Raw genomic sequence first — 21,977 nt, forward strand, 5'->3', positions numbered from 1 at the left:
AAGGGCACTCTTTAAACTAAACAGTCCAAAGCATACTGCCGATAAGAGGTATATAGGACTAATTTTATAAAGAGAAGGTAGAAAAAGATGAATGATAGCAGTATTTTATTAGAATCAGGCACGAATGAACTTGAAATTGTCGAGTTTGGCATAGGCCAGAATAAATTTGCGATAAATGTCATGAAAGTCAAAGAAATTCTCAACCCTGTACCGGTAGTGGGGATCCCGAACGCCCATCATTATGTGGAAGGAATTATGGAACTGAGGGGTGAAGTGCTGCCAGTCATCAATGTCGCAGCGGCGTTAGGACTTCAGGAATCGACGAATCCGCAGCTGGATAAGTTGATCGTTGCGGAATTCAATCAGCAAAAGGCGGTATTCCATGTCCATACCGTTTCACAAATCCACCGCATTTCCTGGACCCAAATTGAAAAGCCGTCAGATATGTATCAGGGGCAAGAGAGCCAAATTATCGGAGTAATCAAGCTGGGAGGAGATATGGTCCTTTTCCTGGACTTTGAAAAAATCCTTCTGGAAATCAATCCTGAGTCTGGAATAAAAGTGAGCGATGTCAAAAAACTTGGTCCGAGAGAACGCTCCACGAAAAGAATCGTGATTGCGGAAGATTCGGCGATGTTAAGGAAAATGCTGCACGACACTTTAACTGAAGCCGGATTCCAGTACCTTGAATTCTTTGAAAATGGCCAGGATGCAATTACATACCTAGAACATCTTGCGGAAAATGAAAATGTCTTTTCAGAGGCCGTACAGCTTGTCATCACAGATATAGAGATGCCGCAGATGGATGGACATCATCTGACAAAGAGGATCAAGGAGCATCCTGTCCTTGAAAAACTGCCCGTCATTATTTTTTCATCCCTTATCACAAATGAATTGCGCCACAAGGGCAGCATTGTGGGAGCGGATGCCCAGATTAGCAAGCCGGAGATCAGTAAACTCGTCCTAAAAATGGATGAGCTGATTTTATAGACTGAGTAAATAAAAAAAGAAAGCTGATTTCCAGCTTTCTTTTAAGGGTAACGTTCTCCAAGTTTCTTGAATACCGGCTTGGCATATTTCCTCGTCTTGCCGTCTGCAGCGGTTTCGCTGGATTCCTTCAATCCTGTGTAGGTTGACAATAACCTTTTTGCACTGGTCAATGAAATGGAAGCTCGTGGATTCCTTACTGACTGATCAAGCTTTCCCAGATGCGGAAGCTGCTCGAAATCCTGTTTTGTCGGCGGGATATGGAAGGTGTATTCACCGCAAACAACTAAGACGTCGGATTGCTGCTGGCTGTTTCTCGGGTTGTTGGAAAAGTGAAGTCCGGTTTTTTTAGCTTTGCCTTCTTGCAGCATTTTTTTAATCGCATCATGTTTTAACTGATATAAAAATTTTGGATTTGGAGCAGTCTTGGCATGACGATTCACAGTGAAGATTGCTTGTGAGAGGTTCTCAATCGTTGGACGGAGTTGGGGGATCTTGTTCCTTTCATTATACAATGGATTAGGCTCCTTTCATTTTTAAAGCAATGTTTTTACAAGGCATTTAATACCCTAATACCATTATACCCTTTATCTGGCTGATTGAGAAATAGTAGCCTTGAGAACTATCGTGTGATCGTCACTCTTGTTCCATTCGGTACTTGCCTTGCCAACTCTAGTACATCTTTATTATGCATCCGAATACACCCCTTCGAAACGGCCTTGCCAATTGAGCCAGGATTGTTTGTACCATGTATGCCATAACCGAGTTTTGATAATGACAGCCACATGGCGCCGTATGGTCCGCCAGGATTAGGTTCTCTATTCACAATCACAAATTCACCAACAGGAGTTTGCGTCAGCATTTTCCCTATACCAACAGGATAAGTTTTAACCTGTCTGCCGGAACGATATAGTGTAAGCCTCTTACCGCCCAATGATACCGAGATCGAGAAAGGGATGGAAGCAGGATCAGGGAGACCCGGAATCAAAATTCGCTGGCCAGGATAGATAAGTGAGGGATTTGCAATACTGGGGTTTGCTCCAAGGATTTGCTGAAATGGCCTGCGGTAATTTGCGGCAATTACTGCCAGCGTTTCGCCTCTTTTAACAATATGATACATAGAATCTCCTCCTCAATGCAGTCTATGCTGAATGACAGGAGAGGGCTCCCTGCGGTTGGAAAATGTCGTTTTTTAGCGAAACAGTGTAAATTTTTAAAAAATAGTATCGTTTTTCCATATTTTAAAAGGTAAAATAGGAATATAAAACTAGTTCCAAGTCATGAACCAGGTACTATTGTACTTCTGGAATGAGGATGGTTAGATGAATCAGATCAAGCAATCAAGAATAACGAAACGAAGGAGCAAACCTCCTGAAAAAATAGAAAAGATGATTACAGATATCATCTTTAAACATGTAAAGGATCTTGTTTTTATTATGAAGGTCGAACCTGGCAACCAATTCCGATATCTATTTGCCAATGAGAACGGTCTGCTCCACGCCAGGATGGCTCCGCATGATATTGGCAGGACGATGGATGAGGTGCTGCCTCAGACTCATCTGCACCCTTTGAAAAAACAATATATGAAGACGGTTAAAGAGGGAGTGGAGGTTGTTTTCCATGATGAGGTAGGTTTGGAGAACGAAAGGCAGGTTTTTGCTGAGACCCTTTTAACCCCGATTAAGGCAGCAGACGGGGAAGTTCAATATGTTGTTGCAATCACAAGGGATATGACAGAGAATTTCAGGGAAAAGAATAGATTGATTGATAGCGAGCAGCGGTATCGCTCACTTATTGACCATAATCTGGATGCTGTCTTTTCTGTTGATTTAAACGGGAAAATCCTTGATGTCAACCCGGCAGCGCATTTATTGACAGGTTATACTGTCAAACAGCTTAAGACTAAAAAAATCAGCAGCTTGATATGTGAAAGTGATCTGCCGACTTTTAAGGATGTCTTATCAGATACAAAATTGGGTAATTCAAAAGAATCGCTCGATTGCCGGTTCATGCACCGAAAAGGTAAATTCTTGACGATCCATCTTAAGACGATTCCCATTGTGATCCATTCTGAAATAAAGGGTATGTACATCATCATTCGTGATTTATCCGACCAGGCGAAAAGTACAGAACTCATTAAGTACATGGCATTCCATGACCAGCTGACAGGTTTGCGCAACAGGCGTGCACTTCTGGATCAACTGGATAGTCTTGTTAAAAATGTGGAAAAGCAAAAAAAGGAGTTTGCCCTTCTGTTTCTGGATATAGATCGTTTCAAGTACTTGAATGATACGCTGGGGCATCTTGTAGGTGACCAGATTTTGAAGCAAGTAGCTGATCGCTTAATCGATATCCAAAAAGAAAACTGTACGGTTTATAGACAGGGCGGCGATGAATTTATCATTGTCCTTGAAAAAACAAGCAGGAATGATGCTGGGGAGTTTGCTCAAAAAGTATTATTAAGATTCAATGAATCTTTTTATTTCGATTCCCAGGAGTATTATATTACACCAAGTATTGGGATCAGCCTTTTTCCGAATGATGGAAAGGATGCAGAATCACTGATTAAGCATGCTGATGAAGCCTTATATAGTGTTAAAGAAAAAGGGAAGGCCCACTATCAATTTTATCGTTCTGATATGCAGTCCACCGGGGTTAATATCATTGCACTTGAGGCTCATTTGCGAAAAGCAATCGAACGTGATGAACTTGAACTCTATTACCAGCCGCAAATCCATTTAGTTTCCAATGAAATATCGAGCTTCGAGGCATTGCTGCGCTGGAACAACAGAGAGTTGGGTTTTATTTCCCCAGCTGAATTCATTCCTCTTGCAGAGGATACCGGATTGATTATCCCGATTGGGAATTGGGTGATTGACCAGGCATGCAGGCAAATCAATGAATGGACAGATAAAGCAGGAAAGCCTATCAGGATTGCCATCAATATATCTCCTAAGCAATTCATGCAGCTCGACTTAGTGAGGGTCATCAAGAGCTGTATCGAGAAGCATAATATTGATCCATCCCTTTTGGAAATAGAAATTACCGAGGGCGCCATGCAGGATACAAAAGAAACGATTCCCATCCTGAAAAGGTTGAAGGATCTGGGAATTAAAATCTCGGTAGATGACTTTGGTACGGGCTATTCTTCGCTTAGTTATCTGAAGCAGTTCCCGATTGATGTCCTGAAAATTGATCAAAGCTTCATAAGAGATATCAAGTACAATGGTAAGGACGCCGCGATCATCACGACAATCATCCACCTGGGCAACAGTCTTGGCATGGAAGTGATTGCTGAAGGAGTCGAGGAGCAGAGTCAGGTTGATTTCCTGTTGAATGCAGATTGCGAAAAGGCACAGGGATATTTTTTCGCCAGGCCATTAAGGGCTCAAGAAGCAGAGGGTAAATTCATTCTGAAATCAAAAACAAGCAGCTGATCAGCTGCTTGTTTTTTCGCTTATAAAGGTAAAAACGGCAAGTTCAGGCTGAGATAAAAACCTGAACGGGAGCCTGGTCGTTCCAAGTCCGCGATTTACATATAGAGTCAGAGAGTTTTGGGGGCCTGCTGTATAAAAGCCTTCCACATATTTTTCGGCAAAAGGCGGAGTGACCAGCGGTCCGTAAAATGGGATTTGAATCTGGCCGCCATGGCTATGACCGCTTAACTGCATTTGAATCGGGAAATGCGCAGCCTCTTCTGCTTTGTCAGGGGCATGCGATAAAAGGATGGTATACGAGTCATTGGGTATATTGGCCATAGATGCCTTTAAATCAGGTTTGCCGAGCATGGCATCATCGATTCCGGCAATCCAGATCGAACTGCCATCAAGAAGCTTAATGTTAGCTGAATTGTTAAGTAATAAAGTGAATCCTGATTGCTCCATTATTTGTTTATAAAGGTCGGATCCGTATCCTCCGTGGTCATGGTTACCGTACACGGCAAACTTACCCATAGGGGCTTTCAAGCTGCTTAACATGGAAATAATCTTGGTTTTTTCAGTGAAGTGTCGCGGATCATCGAGTAAATCCCCTGTAAAAACAATCAAATCAGGGGCCAGCTTATTAATTTTCGTTATCAACTGCATCAGCTGTTCCATTGAATACTGAAATCCAATATGTGTATCGCTGAATTGAACTAGCTTAATGCCATCAAAGCCAGACGGCAATGCTGCATTTTTAATACTGTGCCGGGTAATATCAAGCATGCGCGGTTCGACTTCACGGGCATAAAAATATCCCCCTGTGCCAAGTCCTGCAGCAGTTAAAACCGTTCCAGCTGCCCTTTTGATAAAAGTCCTCCGAGTGATTTGTTCAGACATGAAAAATACCAACCTATCTCCGAATTTTCTCTACTATACTAGCAAACATACATGGAAAATAGAAGTGCCATTTTAGGGAAGGTCCTTTAATGATGATATTTGGGTGTTTTCAACATATGACATAAGGGAAGAGAAAGGAAATATGACGAGCCTTCTATAGCTAAGCGGAAATCGAGGTGTTATTGTTGGTCGATTACGATACTAGGATGGAAATGATTTTTATACCATCAAAAAATGGATATATTAAGGTGTTTGTTTACGGCTTTAATCGTTTAGGCACATCGGGAAGTGCAGTAGCTGTCTTTAATGGGGTAAGCGCCAGCGCTAAAGGCTTCAATAAAAAGAGGACAATCGTCCATTCCCTTTCAAAGCTTCACAGATTGCTTGTAAAAAAAAGGAGGGAAAACTAACTGTTTTTGCAGTATGCGTAAAAGAGTTTTTATAAATTGTAAAAACAAAAGACAAGGCCGGAATAATATCCAGCCTTATCATATAATATCATCAACGGTAACTGACTGCTCTTGACTGCATCACTTTCCATGTTTCAACGAAGCGCTTTTTATTTACCGGGACTTGCTTTCGACCGGATAGGGGGTCATTCAGGTAGACGGTGGTTTCATTGAACCCCACAAGGACGACTACATGCAAGTCCAATGGTGTCTTGATCACCTCATTGCCATGCGTCCAGGATTCCCAGCGATCTGGCAGCCTGTAGTCACCTGTAGTCCATAAAACCACAGGGTAACCAGAGGATACATGGTCAAGTACATTCTCGAAATCCTTTCCGGTCAAGTTAACGGCTCTTCCTGGTAGATATCGGTTGATCAAATCAATCATCGGTTTATCGAAGACGGCATAGCCGGCGCTTTTACCTTTCATATCTCCAACGAAACCTTCATCTGGGTTGCCCCAACTTAAAATATCACCACTTGCCGATCTTTTCAAAGGATCAGGATCTTTTTGAATCTCCGTGTAAAGCTTCATTTTATTCGTTTCAGCTCCGGCATATTTCAGCATCATCGCCAGGCTGGTCACTTCACATCCATACTTCAGTTCTGGATTTTGTTTTATCAAGGGTACGTTCAATAACGCATTGGTTTTCCTCTGTTGCTGTTGTTCCTGTTTCTGAATAGGTTTTGGGACCGCCATTTCCTGAATTGGCTCAGGACTTTCCATAATGAAGGGTTCATCTTTCTTTTGTTGTGTTTGTGCTTCATTTTCGGCGGGCGAGCCGTGGCTGCATCCAAGCAATGGAAGAAGAATGCCGATGAAATGCCACTTTTTCATGTCATCATCCTTCCATAAGCTTATTTATATTTTTAGTCCAAATGCTGTTTTTATAACATGAGGAAAATGGAAACAGTATAACTGAGGGAATGCTCATATTATGGTAAAATTGTTCATATCAAATTAATGATAAGACATTAAATATAAATATGGAAAGAACATATTATGAAGATGTTGGGGGAGGTTTCAGTTTAAATTGGATGCTCTTGATATTTTAACCGACCTAGAACATGTCGTCCCATTTTTTCAGCCAATCTTCAATGCGGAGGAGCATAAAGTCATTGGATATGAAATTTTAGGCCGTTTTATAAGCGGAAATGATGAGATCAGCCTTGGCTCTTTTTTTCAGGATGATACCATCCCTGAAGAGTATCGAATAGAAGTGGAGAATGTTGTTTTTTCCAAAGCGATGGAAACGGCTTCCCATTCAGGTGACCAGGATCTTCTTTGGTTTGTCAACAAGGATGCTGGTTTATTGATGGTGGATGATGGAGAGGGGTTTTTGCAGTTGCTCCTTTCATTTCATGAACAGGGGATCCGACCCGACCAAATCGTTCTGGAAATCTCTGATCGGAACGTACAAAGCCCAATAGAGCATCTCATCAATTACTACAAATCCTTTGGGATAAAAATTGCCATGGCACAAGTCGGAAGTGAAGGGAGCTACTTTGAGCGGATAGCTGGCATTGAACCTGAAATCCTGAAAATCGATATGTCCTCGTTAAGGTCAAATCATACAGGCCCTGCTTATCTTGATGTCCTTCACTCTTTATCCATCCTTGCACGCAAAATTGGCGCGACGCTATTATTTGAGAACATTGAAACACCCTATCAGTTACAGTTTGCCTGGAAGAACGGAGGCAGGTTTTATCAAGGGTTTTATTTGAGGAAACCAGAGCGTAACTTGGTGGATAAGAATGTTCTTAAGGAAAAAATTAAGTCAGAAATTCACGGGTTTATCTTATCCGAAAAGAAACGTCTTCACTCTTTTTTTGATCTGCGCATCGAGTTGAACACGAAGTTCCAGGAACTGATCAGCCGCAATAAAAAAGGGCAGAATTCAAATGAGTTCCTGATGTCTCTGGGTGCAAGCCTAGACGGCATCGCATTTAGAATGTATATATGTGATGAAGACGGATTCCAGTTATCACCCAACCTTTATAAATCAGGTGAAGAGTGGATTCTCCAGCCAAAATATATGGATAAGAATTGGAGCTGGAGACCCTATTTTCTTGAGAACATCATTAGGATGAGAACAGGGAAAAAGGGAATCCTGTCAGACCGATACAGTGATATTGAAACAGGGGAGGTAATCCGGACGTTTTCATTGCCTTTGAATGGGTCTGAATTCTTATTTGTGGATTTAAGCGCATCTTTTCTTAATGAACGGGAAGGGTTATTTTGACAAACAGGATAGCGCATAGCCTATTTGAAAAATGTGCAATTTATATATACAGCCTTCTATAAAGGGGGATTTCATATGAGTATATATACAACCATGCTCTTATTGGCAGGGGCAGGGGTTCTGGTTGCCGGCCTTTTCTATACCTGGGCTTTCGGAAAAGGGCAGAAAAGGGCTCATGGCAATCTCGATTCACAGGCCCCAGAGGCTGTCCAGGAGCATGCTTACATCCGCAACCCGATTTTTTTAACCTATATAATCGTCATCTCCATTGCCCTGTTGTTCGTCGTTTATTTTGCCGTGACCACAGGAACCGGATATTAACCTCCAAAGCGGGGGTTATTTTTTTTATTGAAAACTTTTGCGTAACCTTTAGTGCTTTTGTAACCGAAAGGTAAAACAGCTACGAATAAGCTTTTGTATAAGTTCCTGATAATATTACAATTTTTTTAACATTTGCGTTAGTTCGAGGCAGATAAGGGTAAATTGATAATGTTCACCATATTTCGTGTCAGATGCTGATGTTATTTTGCGAATGAATTTCGTAATCAAATAGGGTAAATGTTGGTAAAATTGTATTTACTAGTCATCATGGAGGAGGGGAGAAAATGGACAAGCGGTTAAAGCTATTATTTTTGTTATCATTTTTGTTGGTTTTGCCTGCGAATGCGTTTGCCAATTCCGATCTGGATGGCAGGGAAGAAGTTTTTTCATTCCTCGGAAAAGCCTTTGATTCACAAGTATCCTTAAGTGAGAAGGCCAGGACGATGGAAGAAATTGAAACAGTATTGGATCCTTATTTTACAAAAGACTATAAGTCCCGATTCATTGATGAAAACGTGGTAGGACAGGAAAATGAATACCAGACCTATGGAACAGATTTCGCTCCATATTACATTCCGTTTTACGCTTTCTCAGAAAAGACGAAGGTAGTGGAAATGGAAAACGAAATTTATGTAGTCGAATTTTTTCCTGGCAATGCGGAAGGACCTGTAGGCTATGATGATCATTATGAAGGGTTGAAGCTTGTCATGAGTGAAGGCAGCTGGAAGGTAGCTGATTACCTCTATGATGAAGTTCCACAGGAAGTAATCGACAAAGCCTACCCGGAAAAAGCAAAGGAACAGAAACAGGCTGCAGAAGCTGCCAATGAAGATGAGGATATGGTTGGGAAAATCGTCTTTGCACCAAACTTCTCCATGCTGAAGACTTTCATGGAGCTGGGAGTTATTTTCAGGAACGAAAACAGAACAATATTGTTCGGGTTATTATAAAGAAAAGGCGTGAAACCTGATTGGATTTCACGCCTTTTATATTTGATTATTCCCGGATATCCAATACTTTTTTCAGTCTCTCAAGATCAAACCCTGTGATTACTTCTTCCCCAATCACAATGGTTGGTGTGGAATAGGAGTTGTAATTTTGTGTGAGCTCCTGCTTGCTTTTGTCATCAAGGGTGATATTTTTCTCTGTGTACGAAAAACCGAATTCCTTTAAGAACAATTTTATGATCTGGCAAGGAGGGCAGTCGTTCTGGGTATATACGATGATGTCGTTCATTTTATTTGGTTCCTCCGGCGTTTTTAGTCAAATAATGAGCAAGCCCCATGGCGCTGACATTGACATCAAGATATAGCAGTTCATAGATAGGGTGCTTGTCAGCCAGTCCTCGCTTGGTCAAGTGGGCTTTTATTTTATCATAAAGCCTCTGTGTAATCTGCTCAACTTGTTTTTGCGGATTCTTTTCTTCCTGGGAAACATGTTTTGCTTCTTCAATGAAAACTTCAAGCCAACTCTCTACTTGCCTGAATGCTTCAATTGGATTTTCGGACATTCCATAATGTCCGAAATAAATCCTTTCTATTTCGAGTGCTTTAAAAGTGCTGATGGATTGCAGCATCTTTTCAGGATCGAACTGGTTAGGCGAAGTCGTAGGCAGGTAGAATTCAATGCCTTCGCGGTCAAGCTGCGGGTAGAAAATACCGGCGGTGTCACCAGAGAAGATTCCGTCAGTAAGCGGATGATAGATACTGAAGTGGTGGTTGGCATGGCCTGGAGTATCCAAGAACTTCAGGGTAAGCTTTTCGCTTAGTTTTAGAGTTTCACCATCACCTTTAATAATCAGGCGATCTTCCGGAATGGCAATGATTGGATCAAAAAGTTCCGAAAACTTTTCCCCATAAACAGCTTTAGCTCCCATAATCAGTCTTGAAGGATCAGCCAAATGCCTTGCACCCTTGGGATGTACGATTACCTTCGCGTTCGGGCAATGCTGAAGCATCACGCCTGCACCGCCTGCATGGTCGAGGTGTATATGTGTCACGATGATGTATGAAATCTCACTAGGTGATATTCCTAGTGCTCGTAAGCCTTCAAGGATATGGGGAATGGACGGGCTTGCTGAAGTTTCGATAAGCGTCACCTTATCCTCTGTTAAAACATATGTACCGGTGCGTTCTGGCATACTTAGGTCAAAATCATCGATTAGAAAGACATTTTCTGTTAACTGCACTGGTTTTTTCAAAAAATCACTCCTTTTCTCAAAGCTTTTACTTGTACATCGTCTGACATTATTTTATTCTGTTAATATTGACATGTAAAGAATTGTGTATAGAAGATTCTGAAATCATTTTACATGGATATAAATAGGCCAATTGCAAAATCTATTTATAAGTTATTGGTTTTTGTTTTGAAAGGAGAGGGAGCATAATGTCACAGCTTCAGGGAATAATCACTCGTTTGAAGAATTTGCAAGAGCAGTCCAATGGAGGAGAACCTGCTCAACGCTTTTTTGAAGTGAATGGTGAGCGTAAATGCCAGGTTACATACCATCCAAAAACGGAAACATACGAATTGGAAATATACAATGACAAGGAAAAGCCTAAGAAATATCAATTCGACAACATTGATATGATTACGATCGAAATCTTTGATCTCATTCAGTAATCCATCATGACAATGGGACCCATTTGAGGTCCCTTTTTATTTCCTCGCTTATAAGCAGTAAACTAAATAAAAGCCTCTTCCTCCATTTTGTGATAAAATGGTAAGGAAAGAAGAAATCCATTTTAGGGAGTTTTCGCCATGATTAGTCTTTACAGCGGTGAGTTTTTGGAAGTGTCAATTAAAGACCTGATGATTCCTTCTGAACGCGTAGCACATGTCCAAGTTGGCAATAGCCTGGAGCATGCACTGCTTGTTCTAACGAAAAGCGGGTACACTGCGATTCCCGTTCTTGATCCTCATTATCGTCTAATGGGTTTAATCAGTACACCGATCATAATGGATTCCATCCTCGGCCTCGAAAGAATCGAGTTTGAACAGCTTGAGAGGAAGCGAGTAGAAGAAGCCATGAACACGAAAATACCCAGAATCAACATCCACTCAACCCTTATATCCTCATTAGACCTTCTTGTTGATCACCCCTTTCTCTGCATAGAAGATGACTCTGGTATATTTGAGGGTATCCTGACAAGGCGGACCGTATTGCTGAAATTGAGCAAACAAGTTAAAAGGTATAATAAGAAATAGAGAAATCGGCAGCTCCCGGATTCGGGGGCTGAATTTTTTACTTTATGAGAAACTAATACTTGACTACTGGCCAGCTCCAGCGCTTGTCTGGGCTGAGCAAGGCGCTTGCGCTTTTCTTTTAGAGGTGTGTAAATGGGACAAGCTGAACAAAAAATGAACAAGAAGGAAACGAAACGCTCTTTTGTACTGGCAACAGTCATGCTTGCCATGTTTATGGGAGCGGTTGAAGGCACGATAGTTTCTACCGCCATGCCGGCAATTGTCGGTGACCTCGGCGGTTTTGCCTTATATAGCTGGGTTTTCTCTGCTTATTTGCTGATGAATGCCGTTACTGTCCTTATATATGGGAAATTATCGGACTTATTTGGAAGGAAACCAATTTTAACTTTTGGGATTATCATTTTTTTGATCGGTTCGATTTTATCCGGAACGGCAGAAACGATGGAAATGCTGATCCTCTACCGGTTCATACAGGGTTTTGGAGCAGGTGCAGTCATGCCGATCGCTACTACCATAGTAGGGGACATCTATTCCAGGGAAGAGCGTGCGAAGGTACAGGGGTATCTCTCCAGTGTATGGGGCATATCAGCTGTATCGGGACCAGCGCTTGGGGGCTTGCTGGTGGAATATGCAAGCTGGCGGTATGTCTTCTGGATCAATGTCCCACTTGGAATCCTGGCAATCGCAGGCCTCTGGCTTTACCTGCATGAAGATATTGAGAAAAAGAAGCATAAGATCGATTATCCAGGAGCAATTCTCCTTACAGTAGCCATAAGTTCGCTGATGATTGTCCTGGTTGAAGCGGGTGCGAATTGGCCGTGGACATCACCTAAAACTTTAGGCCTGATCACACTTAGCGTGCTGACCTTGATCCTCTTTATCCTTCAAGAGAGAAGGGCAGAAGAACCGATGATGCCATTTAATATTTGGCGGGAACGTTCGATATTCATTGCCAACATGACTTCCTTGACAACGGGTGTCATGCTGATTGGTATTTCAAGCTTTTTGCCAGCTTTTGTACAGGGAGTCATGGAGAGGTCACCGATTGTGGCTGGATTCACCTTGACAGCCATGTCAATAGGATGGCCGATTGCATCTGCTGCCAGCGGGCGTTTGCTCTTGAGTATCGGCTACCGCAAGACATCCTTATTTGGCGGTGCAGCATTGATACTCGGAAGTATTTTGTTTGTGACCCTGAAACCTGAAGCTGGACCTTTGTGGGCAGCAGCAGGGTCGTTTTTCGTTGGTGTCGGGATGGGTCTTACTAGTACGGCATTCATTGTTTCCATCCAAAGCACTGTTGCCTGGCAGCAAAGAGGGATTGCGACCGCAGCCAATATGTTCATGAGGAACCTTGGAAATACAGTGGGAGCTGCCTTACTTGGAGGGGTATTGAATAGCAGTATCTTGAGCTACATGAAAAGCAATGGAGCCCAAGGTCAGGATCTCTCGATAGATGCAGCGAATGTCCTGCTCAATGAATCAGAGCGGATGAAACTTACGGTGGAATTTAAGACAATTCTTCAGGATGCACTGACGACTGCACTTCATTCGGTTTACATTGTCGTTTTCATTTTTGCTATCGTCAGTTTGCTGTTCATCCTATTCTTACCCAAAAAAGAAGAAACTGCAGAGTGAGTGATCTGCAGTTTCTTCTTATGCTTTTTCGTAAATTCCATATGTTCAAAAACAACAAGCCAATGTCTAGCCAGGCCTATATTATAATGTAATAGACAAGAATTTTATTTATAATATAAGAAATACTTATGAAGAGGTCTAGTTATGTCATCAATTTCCGAATTCCACCTATTGTCTGTGCTAGCGCAGGAAATGAATATGCGTAAGGCAGCGGAGAGGTTATTTGTTTCACAGCCTGCTTTATCCCAAAGACTGCAATCGATTGAGAAGGATTGGGGGACAAAATTGTTCCTCCGCTCCCAGAAAGGGCTGACATTGACTCCTGCGGGAGAAGTCGTCATCCAATTTGTCAACGACACCATTGCCAGGGAAGAAAAAGCCAGGGAATCCATCCATGCATTTAATTCGGAGGTGTATGGAACCCTTAAAATAGCTGTAGCATCTATTGTTGGACAGAATTGGCTGCCCCAGGTCTTAAAGAAATACGTTAACCGTTATCCCCAGGCGAAAATATCACTTGTGACTGGCTGGAGCAGTGAAATATCAAAGGCATTATATGAAGATCAGGTGCACATAGGGATCATCAGGGGCACACCAGATTGGAAGGGTGTCAAAATCCACTTATTCAAGGACAGTCTTTATTTAGTTGATACAGAAATAACGAGTCCTGAACAAGTATTGGATACAGACAGGCCATTTATCCAGTTTAAAAGTGATTCGAATTATTATCAGGAAATACAGGATTGGTGGTTGAGGCAATTCCAGACAGCGCCGAAAAGAACAATCATTGTTGACCAGATTGAAACCTGTAAACAAATGACCTTCAACGGCATTGGCTACGCAATTCTTCCGGCAATAACCCTGAACGGGGCGGAAAAAGACATCTTTAAAGTTCCGCTTCATGACGAAAACAATGAACCTTTGGGAAGGGATACCTGGCTTCTGGGGTATGAATCTGCCTTCCGTTTGAAGCAAGTCCAGGCTTTCATTGATATCGTCAAAGAACATATAGTTGAAACGAACGAATCCGATAAATAGTTTTTCTTGTTTTAAAAACTTTTGTTTGTTAAAGTAATTTTTAGAAAAGCCTGTTTCCCCTGTTTTGCTTAAATAGATTAATTCTATTAAAGACATCACGCTAGCGGGATGAGGCAAATCATACATAATTTGGAGGTAAACGTATATGAAGATGATGGATGCAAACGAAATTATTTCGTTTATTCAAAATAGCAAAAAAGCAACTCCAGTAAAGGTATATATTAAAGGTGATCTTGAAGGAATCGACTTTGGCGAGAATGCCAAGACATTCATCACAGGCAACACTGGCGTTATTTTCGGTGAGTGGGCTGAAATCAACCCGGCAATCGAAGCTAACCAGGCTAAAATTGAAGATTATGTCATTGAAAATGACCGCAGGAATTCAGCCATTCCATTGTTGGACATGAAAAATATCAAGGCACGTATTGAACCAGGTGCCATCATCAGGGACCAGGTTGAAATCGGAGACAATGCAGTTATCATGATGGGTGCATCCATTAATATTGGTGCTGTTGTAGGCGAGGGCACGATGATCGACATGAATGTTGTCCTTGGCGGACGTGCAACTGTCGGCAAGAATTGCCACATCGGTGCTGGCTCTGTGCTTGCTGGTGTCATTGAGCCACCTTCAGCTAAGCCAGTTGTTGTTGAAGATGATGTAGTCATCGGTGCAAATGCTGTTGTCCTTGAGGGCGTAACAGTAGGTAAGGGTGCTGTAGTCGCTGCGGGAGCAATTGTAATCGACGATGTGCCTCCTTACACAGTTGTAGCTGGAACACCAGCACGCGTCATCAAGGAAATCGATGAGAAAACGAAATCAAAAACTGAAATCAAGCAAGAGCTTCGCCAGCTTTAATAGGGAGAAAGAAAGCGTGGATATTGGGTCCGCGCTTTCTTTAGTAAGGGAGAGAACGCTATGGATTTTAATACTTTCATTAAAATTAGAAGAGATTTGCATCAAATTCCTGAATTGGGTTTCAAGGAGTTCAAAACTCAGGCTTATCTCCTTGAATACTTAAGCAGACTTCCCCAGGACACCCTGGAAATTAAGACATGGAAGACCGGGATTTTTGTAAGGGTTAAGGGAATGAACCCCAAAAAAACGATTGGTTATAGAGCAGATATCGACGGACTTCCGATCACAGAAGCAACCGGTTTGGAATTCAAGTCCCTTCACGATGGGCAAATGCATGCATGCGGCCATGACTTTCATATGACCATAGCTCTTGGGTTGATTTCCTATTTCGTTGCTCATCCGATTGATGACCATTTGCTGTTCATCTTCCAGCCTGCGGAGGAAGGGCCCGGTGGTGCCGAGCCAATGCTTAAGACTGAGGTCATGCAGGAATGGAAGCCAGATATGATCATTGCCTTGCATATTGCTCCTGAATACCCGGTAGGAACGATTGCAACACGAGAAGGCCTGCTTTTCGCCAATACATCCGAGTTGTTCATTGATCTTGAAGGAAAAGGCGGGCATGCGGCATATCCGCACCAGACTAATGATATGGTCGTCGCAGCATGTGCTCTTGTGAATCAGCTTCAGTCTGTTATTTCTAGAAACGTTGATCCACTCGACAGTGCTGTCATTACGATTGGCAAGATCACTGGAGGCACCGTGCAAAACATCATCGCAGAAACAGCAAGGCTTGAAGGAACGATTCGCACCCTGTCTGTTGAATCCATGGCTAGAGTGAAGGAAAGAATTGAGGCACTGGTCAAGGGAGTTGAGGTCGGCTATCAATGCAGGACGTCGATCGACTATGGAGCCATGTACCATCAAGTCTATAATAATGAAGAACTGGCACGTGACTTTATCGCATTTGCTGAGGAAAAAGAGAATATCGACGTGATTGTTTGTAAAGAAGCAATGACGGGAGAAGACTTTGGCTATATGCTTAAAGAAATTCCTGGCTTCATGTTCTGGCTCGGCGTTAATTCAGACCATGGACTTCATCATGCAAAGCTGGATCCGGATGAGGATGCTATTAAGACGGCAGTTGACCTTCTTACTACTTATATTAAGTATAAAAGTAAATAGATCACTGGGTTTGTCATTCATCTTTAATGACCGATTATAACTGACATTCCAATAAAGAGGTGTTCGATATGAGATTGCGCCAGCCTATGCCTGAAATTTCCGGAGCCACTCAATGGCTCAATGGCGAGTATACTAGAGGACAGCTGGTTGGTGAAAAACCGACATTGATCCATTTTTGGTCAATCAGCTGTCATCTATGCAAGGTAGCGATGCCATCAGTGAATGAACTTCGTGACAATTATAAAGACAAATTGAATGTGATGTCTGTCCATATGCCCAGGTCAGAAAAAGACAAGAATATCGATGAAATCCAACAGGTCGCAGAAGAACATCAGATTACCCAGCCAATCTTCGTTGATGATGAACTTAAATTAACTGGATCCTTTGAAAACCAATATGTCCCTGCCTACTATCTCTTTGACAGAAGCGGTCAATTGAGGCATTTCCAGGCAGGCGGCAGTGGGCTGAAGATGCTTGAAAAGCGTGTGATCCGAGTCCTCGAAGAAACGGAAAAAGAAGAATAGAGTTGATTAGAGGGTCTGTTAAAGGACATTTACCTTCATAAAGATTCCGAATTTGTCCGATAGGATGCTTCTTACGGACATTTTTCTTCATTATGATTCCAAATTTGTCCGATAGAGCTCTTCTAATGGACATTTTCCTTCATAAAACCATGAGTTTGTCCGTTAGAGTTTCTCTAACGGGCATTTGTTTGCAAACTATTTGGTTTCTTCCAATCAAACCTTCGAATTTTCCTCTTATCAGTAAATATCAGACAATTCCCATATACAAAAAAATAAAAAAATTCTAACAAAGTACTGGAAAAATATTTCGAAACTCGATATATTAATGTATACGTGCATTTTATTTTTACTAAGCTTTTCCATAATTTTTCGAATTGCTGGGACCTTTAAGCTTTTACAGAGAAAGAAAAACGCCTAAAGATCTCTAATTTTCCAAAGGGGGGGAAATGAATGGAGACATTCAAAAAATTAAAGGAGTATTATTGGCCTTTTAAAAATTATTTTATATGGTCAATATTATTCATGTTGGTCGTAACGGCAATCACAGTCGTTTATCCGATGATCCTGCAGCTTACCATCGATGAAGCAGTCATTGGGGGGCGCTATGATCTGATTCCGATCCTGGCTGCCGGTTTTGTGGGATCTATGGTCGTGAAAGGGATCTGTACTTACGTTTATCAATATACAGGCGACCTGTTCGGGATCCATTCCGTCTATAAGCTAAGAAACTCGCTCTATGAAAAGCTTCAGTTTTTATCCTTCCGATACTATGACAATGCGAAGACCGGAGATTTAATGTCGAGGCTTACTGCCGATGTGGAAGGATTCCGCTTTTTCCTCAGCTTTGGCTTCTCGGAATTAATCCGTTTTGTCCTTTTGATTGGAATTAGTTTTTCAGTCATGTTCTATTATTCTATTTCATTGACTTTTGTGACTCTAGCTACGCTGCCATTCCTGGCTGTTGTTGTTTATAAATTTGACCGGGCAGTCCATCCGGCGTTCAGGGGAATCCGTAAATCATTCGGTAAGCTGAATACTAAAGTCCAGGAGAATATCAGTGGCATCAACACGGTCAAATCTCTTTCCCGTGAAGATTATGAGATAGGCAGATTCAATGCATCGAATGGAAATTACAAAGACCAATATTTGTTCACTTCAGAAATTTGGGCTAAATATTTCCCGTTAATGGAGTTTTTGGGCAATCTGAGTGTCGTCCTTCTCTTAGGATATGGTGGTTTCCTGGTTATGAATGACTCCTTGCTTCCAGGGGAGCTGGTAGCTTTCTACAGTCTTGTTTGGTACATCATGTGGCCAATCATGAACTTGGGATTCGTTGTGAACCTATTTTCCCAATCGAAAGCATCGGGCGAAAGATTATTGGAAATTCTTGAAGCTGATGAGGAGATTGAAGAGAAGCGTGGAGCACTGCAGATTGAAAAGCTGTCGGGTGATGTGGAGTTCAAAAATGTAACCCTCCGTTATGGAAATGACGAAAATGAAGCATTATATGATATTACCTTTAAAGCACGGCCTGGGCAGACCATTGGTTTGATCGGTTCGACAGGTTCAGGAAAAACAAGCATTACCCAGCTGATGACTAGGTTTTATGAACCGGTCGCTGGCCAGGTACTGATCGATGGCAGGGATATAAAGGATTATTCCATTCGTTCGCTTCGGAGCAATATAGGAATTGTCCTTCAGGAATCCTTCCTCTTTTCTTCCTCGATCAAGGCCAATATTTCTTACGGGAATCCAGATGCCACGATGGAGGAAATCATCGCTGCTGCTAAAAGGGCTCAGGCACATAGTTTTATAATGGAGCTTCCGGATGGCTACGATACGATTCTTGGAGAAAGAGGAATGGGGTTGTCTGGTGGCCAAAAGCAAAGGATTGCGATTGCCAGGGCGATTTGTGTCAATCCAAGCATTTTGATCCTTGATGATGCCACAAGCGCAGTAGATATGGAAACTGAATTCAAGATTCAACAAGCGCTGATGGAAGTCATGAAGGGACGGACGACCTTCATCATCGCACACCGTATTTCCTCCCTGAAGCATGCAGATGAAATTCTTGTTCTTGAAAATGGGTCAATTGCTGAGCGAGGAACCCATGAACAACTGATCAAAAATGGCGGAAGCTATCAAAAAATCTATGATATTCAGTTTAAAGACCGCCAGAAGGTATCGCAAACTGGCTGAAATGGAAACTGAAAATGGTTAATATCTGTTCGCCGTTTTGGTCATTGCACCAGTTATCTACAATGTACAGGGGGGAAGGTTTTGAGCAAGAATAAAAACTCTCAAGTTTTAAAAAGGTTCCATTATTCTACTGACCAGGTTATTGATAAACCTTTTAACTGGAAACAAATGTCAAGGCTTTTCGGTTATATGCTTCCATACAAAAAGACGCTAGTTCCGCTGTCGATTGCTATGGTATTAATCACAACAGCAGTAAGATTGGCGATCCCAATTTTGATTGGGATCTACACACTTGACAGAGCTGTAAAAAACAAGGACGCCACAATGCTTTTCTGGCTGGTCGCACTCATAGCAGGGCTTTATTCAGCTTCTTATTTCGCAAATATATTCAGGATTCGCTGGATGAATCAATTAGGCCAGAATGTCATTTATGATTTGCGCAAACATTTATTCACACATGTGCAAAATCTATCTCATCGCTTTTTTGACCAGCGTTCAGCGGGGTCCATACTAGTCAGAATCATGAATGATATCAATTCCCTCCAGGAATTATTCACCAATGGTGTCATCAATTTATTGATGGACATCGTTTTGCTGATCGGTATCTTCTTTATCCTGTTTTCGCTAAGTCCACAGCTTACATTGGCAATCATGATCATTTTACCGATCATGTTCTTGATCTCAACAAAGCTGAGAAAAAACATCCGACGCTCCTGGCAGGATGTGCGTATGAAGCAATCCAAGTTGAATTCCCACTTGAATGAAAGCATTCAAGGAATCAGGGTTACACAATCTTTTACTCAGGAAAAAGAAAACATGGCCTTTTTTGATGGAGTCAATGATGAGACCTTCCAGAGCTGGAAGTCTGCTTCACAGAAAAATGCGATGTTCCGTCCGATGGTTGAACTGACCAATGCTCTTGGAACGGCAGTTTTGATTTGGTACGGAGCAAGCTTGATCCAGAATGGAACGATCTCAATTGGGGTATTCGTCTCATTTGCGTTTTACCTTGGCATGTTCTGGGAGCCAATTTCAAGGCTCGGACAGGTGTATAATCAATTATTAATGGGGATGGCTTCATCAGAACGTATCTTTGAGTTCCTTGATGAAAAACCAATTGTTTCTGAAGCGGATCAAGCTATCGAACTTGAAGATATGCGAGGGGAAATCAAGTTTGACAAAGTCGTGTTTTCCTATGATGACAAGCGAACGGCACTAAAAGGAATCAATCTTGAAATGAAGGCTGGCCAAACGGTTGCCCTCGTCGGCCACACAGGGTCTGGTAAGACAACGATCGCCAATTTGATCAGCAGGTTCTATGACCCTACTTCAGGGAAAGTATTGGTAGATGGCCATGATTTAAAAGAGGTTTCTATAGGCAGCCTTAGGAAACATATCAGCATAGTCCTGCAGGATACCTTCATTTTTTCTGGGACGATTTACGATAATATTCTTTTTGGCCGGCCGGATGCCACAGAGGAAGAAGTAAAGGCGGCTGCCGAAGCTGTAGGGGCGTCAGAATTCATCAAGAAACTCCCTAATGGCTATCAAACAGAAGTGGAAGAGAGGGGAAATATCCTTTCAGTCGGTGAAAGGCAGCTCCTTTCCTTCGCCAGGGCATTGCTTGCGAATCCAAGAATCCTGATCATGGATGAAGCGACAGCCAGCATTGATACTGAAACAGAAGTGAAAATCCAAAAGGCATTGAAAACACTGTTGAACGGCAGAACGGCGATCATCATTGCCCACAGACTTTCGACCATCCGGGAAGCGGATAATATCTTCGTGCTGGAGAATGGCCTGATCATTGAACGAGGCAATCATGATCAATTGATGGATCTTCAGGGAGAATACCATGATCTTGTTAAAGCACAATTCAATATGCTTGATGCAGTGTAAAAAGCCTTCCTTGTGAAGGCTTTTTTTTCGAAGCTGAAGCAAAACTGGTTTCTCAGCCAATCTGTAACTTTTTAGCAGAGTAACCGTCCAATTGATAAATAGACGTGCTTTAAGGGGGCCTTTCATTGTTGAGAAAGATAGGTATTATGGGTATTCTGTTCGTCCTTTTGCTGGCAGGCTGCAGCGGGGGGATGTCACAGGATGACAGTAGCAAGATGAGTTCTGAAGGTGATATGAATTCTGCTGCTGACATGGAAAATTCAAGTGATGATATTGCTTTTTCGGAAAATGAAGAAGATAACGCTGTTGCCGGAGAGAAATCAAAAGCAGAGGAACAGTCCGAGCTAAAGGCAGACGATACGGCAGCCCAGCGGATGGTCATCTATAATGCAGAAATGGATATCAGGGTGGAGAGCTTTGAAAAAGCGCGCAATGCCCTTGAGCAAAAAGCAATAGCCTATAATGGCTATATTGTACAGTCTGATTCAAATCGTTTTGATGGAGAACAGCAAAGCGGTACGATGACTTTCAGGATTCCTCAGGAGCATTTTAATGCTTTCTTGAGTGAGGCTGAGGGTTTATCTGTTCAAGTTAATCATCGCCGTGTTAGCGGTCAGGACGTTACGGAGGAGTATGTAGACCTTGAATCACGATTAAAGTCCAAGAAAGCTGTTGAAGGGAGGCTGCTGGATTTCATGAAGCAGGCTCAGAAAACGGAGGACCTGTTGAAAATTTCGTCTGACCTGGCCAATGTCCAGGAGGAAATTGAACAAATTGCCGGAAGGAAGAAATTCCTCGAAAACCAGACTGCACTTTCTACGGTGACCATTACCCTGCAGGAAAATGAAGTGCCTGTTCCGAAAATAGACAATGACAGCCTCAATACCTGGCAGAAAATCAAAAAGCAGTTCGCAGATAATATCAATATCTTGCTGGCAGCTGGCTCAGGGATCATTGTATTCTTTATTGGAAACCTGCCAATTCTCTTAATCGTAGGAGCCGTGGTAGCAGCGGTCATTTATTTTGTTAGAAAGAAAGCTTTGCGAAGGCAAAATAATAACGTGGATTCCAATAGCTAAAGAAAAGAGGTGCCAGGATCCTGATTGAAATTT

At 42.2% G+C, this 21,977-nt stretch carries 21 protein-coding genes; 15 read left to right on the forward strand and 6 right to left on the reverse strand.

Features of this window, described 5'->3' with window-relative positions; genetic code table 11:
* Positions 1 to 87 precede the first annotated feature (87 nt).
* On the forward strand, positions 88 to 990 hold the full coding sequence (locus tag RH061_RS07340; protein WP_311075025.1) for a chemotaxis protein: 903 nt from the start codon (positions 88 to 90) through the stop codon (positions 988 to 990).
* A 41-nt stretch (positions 991 to 1,031) separates the two neighbouring features.
* On the opposite strand, the gene RH061_RS07345 is transcribed toward RH061_RS07340, so the two are convergent.
* Both RH061_RS07345 and RH061_RS07350 read right to left on the reverse strand, forming a co-directional pair.
* On the reverse strand, positions 1,032 to 1,502 hold the full coding sequence (locus tag RH061_RS07345) for a YkyB family protein (protein ID WP_311075027.1): 471 nt from the start codon (positions 1,500 to 1,502) through the stop codon (positions 1,032 to 1,034).
* Between the two features lie 107 nt (positions 1,503 to 1,609).
* Positions 1,610 to 2,107, reverse strand: coding sequence for a L,D-transpeptidase family protein (locus tag RH061_RS07350; protein WP_311075029.1), 498 nt, complete (start codon positions 2,105 to 2,107; stop codon positions 1,610 to 1,612).
* Between the two features lie 202 nt (positions 2,108 to 2,309).
* Between RH061_RS07350 and RH061_RS07355 the strand changes: the two genes are divergently transcribed.
* The gene (locus RH061_RS07355) at positions 2,310 to 4,424 is read left to right on the forward strand and encodes a sensor domain-containing protein (RefSeq protein WP_311075031.1); all 2,115 of its coding nucleotides are present in this window, start codon (positions 2,310 to 2,312) and stop codon (positions 4,422 to 4,424) included.
* On the opposite strand, the gene RH061_RS07360 is transcribed toward RH061_RS07355, so the two are convergent.
* Entirely contained in the window at positions 4,425 to 5,306 is an 882-nt protein-coding gene (locus RH061_RS07360) for a metallophosphoesterase (RefSeq protein ID WP_311075033.1), read from the reverse strand. It lies immediately after the preceding gene.
* 501 nt (positions 5,307 to 5,807) lie between these two features.
* Positions 5,808 to 6,593, reverse strand: a complete 786-nt coding sequence (locus RH061_RS07365; RefSeq protein WP_311075034.1) for a C39 family peptidase — start codon at positions 6,591 to 6,593, stop codon at positions 5,808 to 5,810.
* Positions 6,594 to 6,789: 196 nt separating this feature from the next.
* On the opposite strand from RH061_RS07365, the gene RH061_RS07370 reads away from it, so the two are divergent.
* From RH061_RS07370 to RH061_RS07380, 3 genes are all read left to right on the forward strand, one after another.
* Entirely contained in the window at positions 6,790 to 7,998 is a 1,209-nt protein-coding gene (locus RH061_RS07370; protein WP_311075036.1) for an EAL domain-containing protein, read from the forward strand.
* 75 nt (positions 7,999 to 8,073) lie between these two features.
* Positions 8,074 to 8,319 carry a hypothetical protein gene (locus RH061_RS07375; RefSeq protein ID WP_311075038.1) on the forward strand — a complete coding sequence of 82 codons (246 nt, stop codon included), beginning with the start codon at positions 8,074 to 8,076 and terminating at the stop codon, positions 8,317 to 8,319.
* Between the two features lie 284 nt (positions 8,320 to 8,603).
* Positions 8,604 to 9,269: a DUF3993 domain-containing protein gene (locus RH061_RS07380; RefSeq protein ID WP_311075040.1), complete on the forward strand. Its 666-nt coding sequence runs from the start codon at positions 8,604 to 8,606 to the stop codon at positions 9,267 to 9,269.
* Between the two features lie 46 nt (positions 9,270 to 9,315).
* On the opposite strand, the gene RH061_RS07385 is transcribed toward RH061_RS07380, so the two are convergent.
* Together RH061_RS07385 and RH061_RS07390 are read right to left on the reverse strand one after the other, a co-directional pair.
* A complete protein-coding gene (locus tag RH061_RS07385) occupies positions 9,316 to 9,555 on the reverse strand; it encodes a glutaredoxin family protein (protein ID WP_311075041.1) in 240 nt (79 codons plus the stop codon).
* A gap of 1 nt (position 9,556) precedes the next feature.
* Complete coding sequence (locus RH061_RS07390; protein ID WP_311075042.1) at positions 9,557 to 10,519, reverse strand: MBL fold metallo-hydrolase; 963 nt, start codon at positions 10,517 to 10,519, stop codon at positions 9,557 to 9,559.
* 185 nt (positions 10,520 to 10,704) lie between these two features.
* Between RH061_RS07390 and RH061_RS07395 the strand changes: the two genes are divergently transcribed.
* The 10 genes from RH061_RS07395 (at position 10,705) to RH061_RS07440 (ending at position 21,944) form a co-directional block, all read left to right on the forward strand.
* A complete protein-coding gene (locus tag RH061_RS07395; protein WP_023627836.1) occupies positions 10,705 to 10,941 on the forward strand; it encodes a YkuJ family protein in 237 nt (78 codons plus the stop codon).
* A gap of 138 nt (positions 10,942 to 11,079) precedes the next feature.
* Positions 11,080 to 11,526 carry a cyclic-di-AMP-binding protein CbpB gene (cbpB, locus tag RH061_RS07400; protein ID WP_167831902.1) on the forward strand — a complete coding sequence of 149 codons (447 nt, stop codon included), beginning with the start codon at positions 11,080 to 11,082 and terminating at the stop codon, positions 11,524 to 11,526.
* 132 nt (positions 11,527 to 11,658) lie between these two features.
* Positions 11,659 to 13,164, forward strand: coding sequence for an MDR family MFS transporter (locus tag RH061_RS07405; protein ID WP_311075048.1), 1,506 nt, complete (start codon positions 11,659 to 11,661; stop codon positions 13,162 to 13,164).
* A 144-nt stretch (positions 13,165 to 13,308) separates the two neighbouring features.
* Entirely contained in the window at positions 13,309 to 14,202 is an 894-nt protein-coding gene (locus tag RH061_RS07410; protein ID WP_311075049.1) for a transcriptional regulator CcpC, read from the forward strand.
* Between the two features lie 145 nt (positions 14,203 to 14,347).
* Positions 14,348 to 15,058: a 2,3,4,5-tetrahydropyridine-2,6-dicarboxylate N-acetyltransferase gene (gene dapD, locus RH061_RS07415; RefSeq protein ID WP_214741335.1), complete on the forward strand. Its 711-nt coding sequence runs from the start codon at positions 14,348 to 14,350 to the stop codon at positions 15,056 to 15,058.
* Between the two features lie 60 nt (positions 15,059 to 15,118).
* Positions 15,119 to 16,243, forward strand: a complete 1,125-nt coding sequence (locus RH061_RS07420; protein WP_311075050.1) for an N-acetyldiaminopimelate deacetylase — start codon at positions 15,119 to 15,121, stop codon at positions 16,241 to 16,243.
* A 68-nt stretch (positions 16,244 to 16,311) separates the two neighbouring features.
* Entirely contained in the window at positions 16,312 to 16,767 is a 456-nt protein-coding gene (locus tag RH061_RS07425; protein WP_311075051.1) for a TlpA family protein disulfide reductase, read from the forward strand.
* A 450-nt stretch (positions 16,768 to 17,217) separates the two neighbouring features.
* Positions 17,218 to 18,966 (forward strand): ABC transporter ATP-binding protein, encoded by a 1,749-nt coding sequence (locus RH061_RS07430; RefSeq protein ID WP_311075053.1) that lies wholly within the window; start codon positions 17,218 to 17,220, stop codon positions 18,964 to 18,966.
* A gap of 81 nt (positions 18,967 to 19,047) precedes the next feature.
* Positions 19,048 to 20,865: an ABC transporter ATP-binding protein gene (locus tag RH061_RS07435; protein ID WP_311075054.1), complete on the forward strand. Its 1,818-nt coding sequence runs from the start codon at positions 19,048 to 19,050 to the stop codon at positions 20,863 to 20,865.
* Positions 20,866 to 20,990: 125 nt separating this feature from the next.
* A complete protein-coding gene (locus RH061_RS07440) occupies positions 20,991 to 21,944 on the forward strand; it encodes a DUF4349 domain-containing protein (RefSeq protein WP_311075056.1) in 954 nt (317 codons plus the stop codon).
* Positions 21,945 to 21,977 lie beyond the last annotated feature (33 nt).

Origin of the sequence: Mesobacillus jeotgali, assembly GCF_031759225.1 — a bacterium.
Classification (GTDB): domain Bacteria; phylum Bacillota; class Bacilli; order Bacillales; family Cytobacillaceae; genus Mesobacillus; species Mesobacillus jeotgali_B.

Excerpts from the sequence above, each read along its gene's own strand:
- RH061_RS07340 (WP_311075025.1), top strand. The coding sequence starts at position 88 with ATGAATGATAGCAGTATTTTATTAGAATCAGGCACGAATGAACTTGAA.
- RH061_RS07350 (WP_311075029.1), bottom strand. The coding sequence starts at position 2,107 with ATGTATCATATTGTTAAAAGAGGCGAAACGCTGGCAGTAATTGCCGCA.
- RH061_RS07355 (WP_311075031.1), top strand. The coding sequence starts at position 2,310 with ATGAATCAGATCAAGCAATCAAGAATAACGAAACGAAGGAGCAAACCT.
- RH061_RS07360 (WP_311075033.1), bottom strand. The coding sequence starts at position 5,306 with ATGTCTGAACAAATCACTCGGAGGACTTTTATCAAAAGGGCAGCTGGA.
- RH061_RS07365 (WP_311075034.1), bottom strand. The coding sequence starts at position 6,593 with ATGAAAAAGTGGCATTTCATCGGCATTCTTCTTCCATTGCTTGGATGC.
- RH061_RS07375 (WP_311075038.1), top strand. The coding sequence starts at position 8,074 with ATGAGTATATATACAACCATGCTCTTATTGGCAGGGGCAGGGGTTCTG.
- RH061_RS07380 (WP_311075040.1), top strand. The coding sequence starts at position 8,604 with ATGGACAAGCGGTTAAAGCTATTATTTTTGTTATCATTTTTGTTGGTT.
- RH061_RS07385 (WP_311075041.1), bottom strand. The coding sequence starts at position 9,555 with ATGAACGACATCATCGTATATACCCAGAACGACTGCCCTCCTTGCCAG.
- RH061_RS07395 (WP_023627836.1), top strand. The coding sequence starts at position 10,705 with ATGTCACAGCTTCAGGGAATAATCACTCGTTTGAAGAATTTGCAAGAG.
- cbpB (WP_167831902.1), top strand. The coding sequence starts at position 11,080 with ATGATTAGTCTTTACAGCGGTGAGTTTTTGGAAGTGTCAATTAAAGAC.
- RH061_RS07405 (WP_311075048.1), top strand. The coding sequence starts at position 11,659 with ATGGGACAAGCTGAACAAAAAATGAACAAGAAGGAAACGAAACGCTCT.
- RH061_RS07410 (WP_311075049.1), top strand. The coding sequence starts at position 13,309 with ATGTCATCAATTTCCGAATTCCACCTATTGTCTGTGCTAGCGCAGGAA.
- dapD (WP_214741335.1), top strand. The coding sequence starts at position 14,348 with ATGAAGATGATGGATGCAAACGAAATTATTTCGTTTATTCAAAATAGC.
- RH061_RS07420 (WP_311075050.1), top strand. The coding sequence starts at position 15,119 with ATGGATTTTAATACTTTCATTAAAATTAGAAGAGATTTGCATCAAATT.
- RH061_RS07425 (WP_311075051.1), top strand. The coding sequence starts at position 16,312 with ATGAGATTGCGCCAGCCTATGCCTGAAATTTCCGGAGCCACTCAATGG.
- RH061_RS07430 (WP_311075053.1), top strand. The coding sequence starts at position 17,218 with ATGGAGACATTCAAAAAATTAAAGGAGTATTATTGGCCTTTTAAAAAT.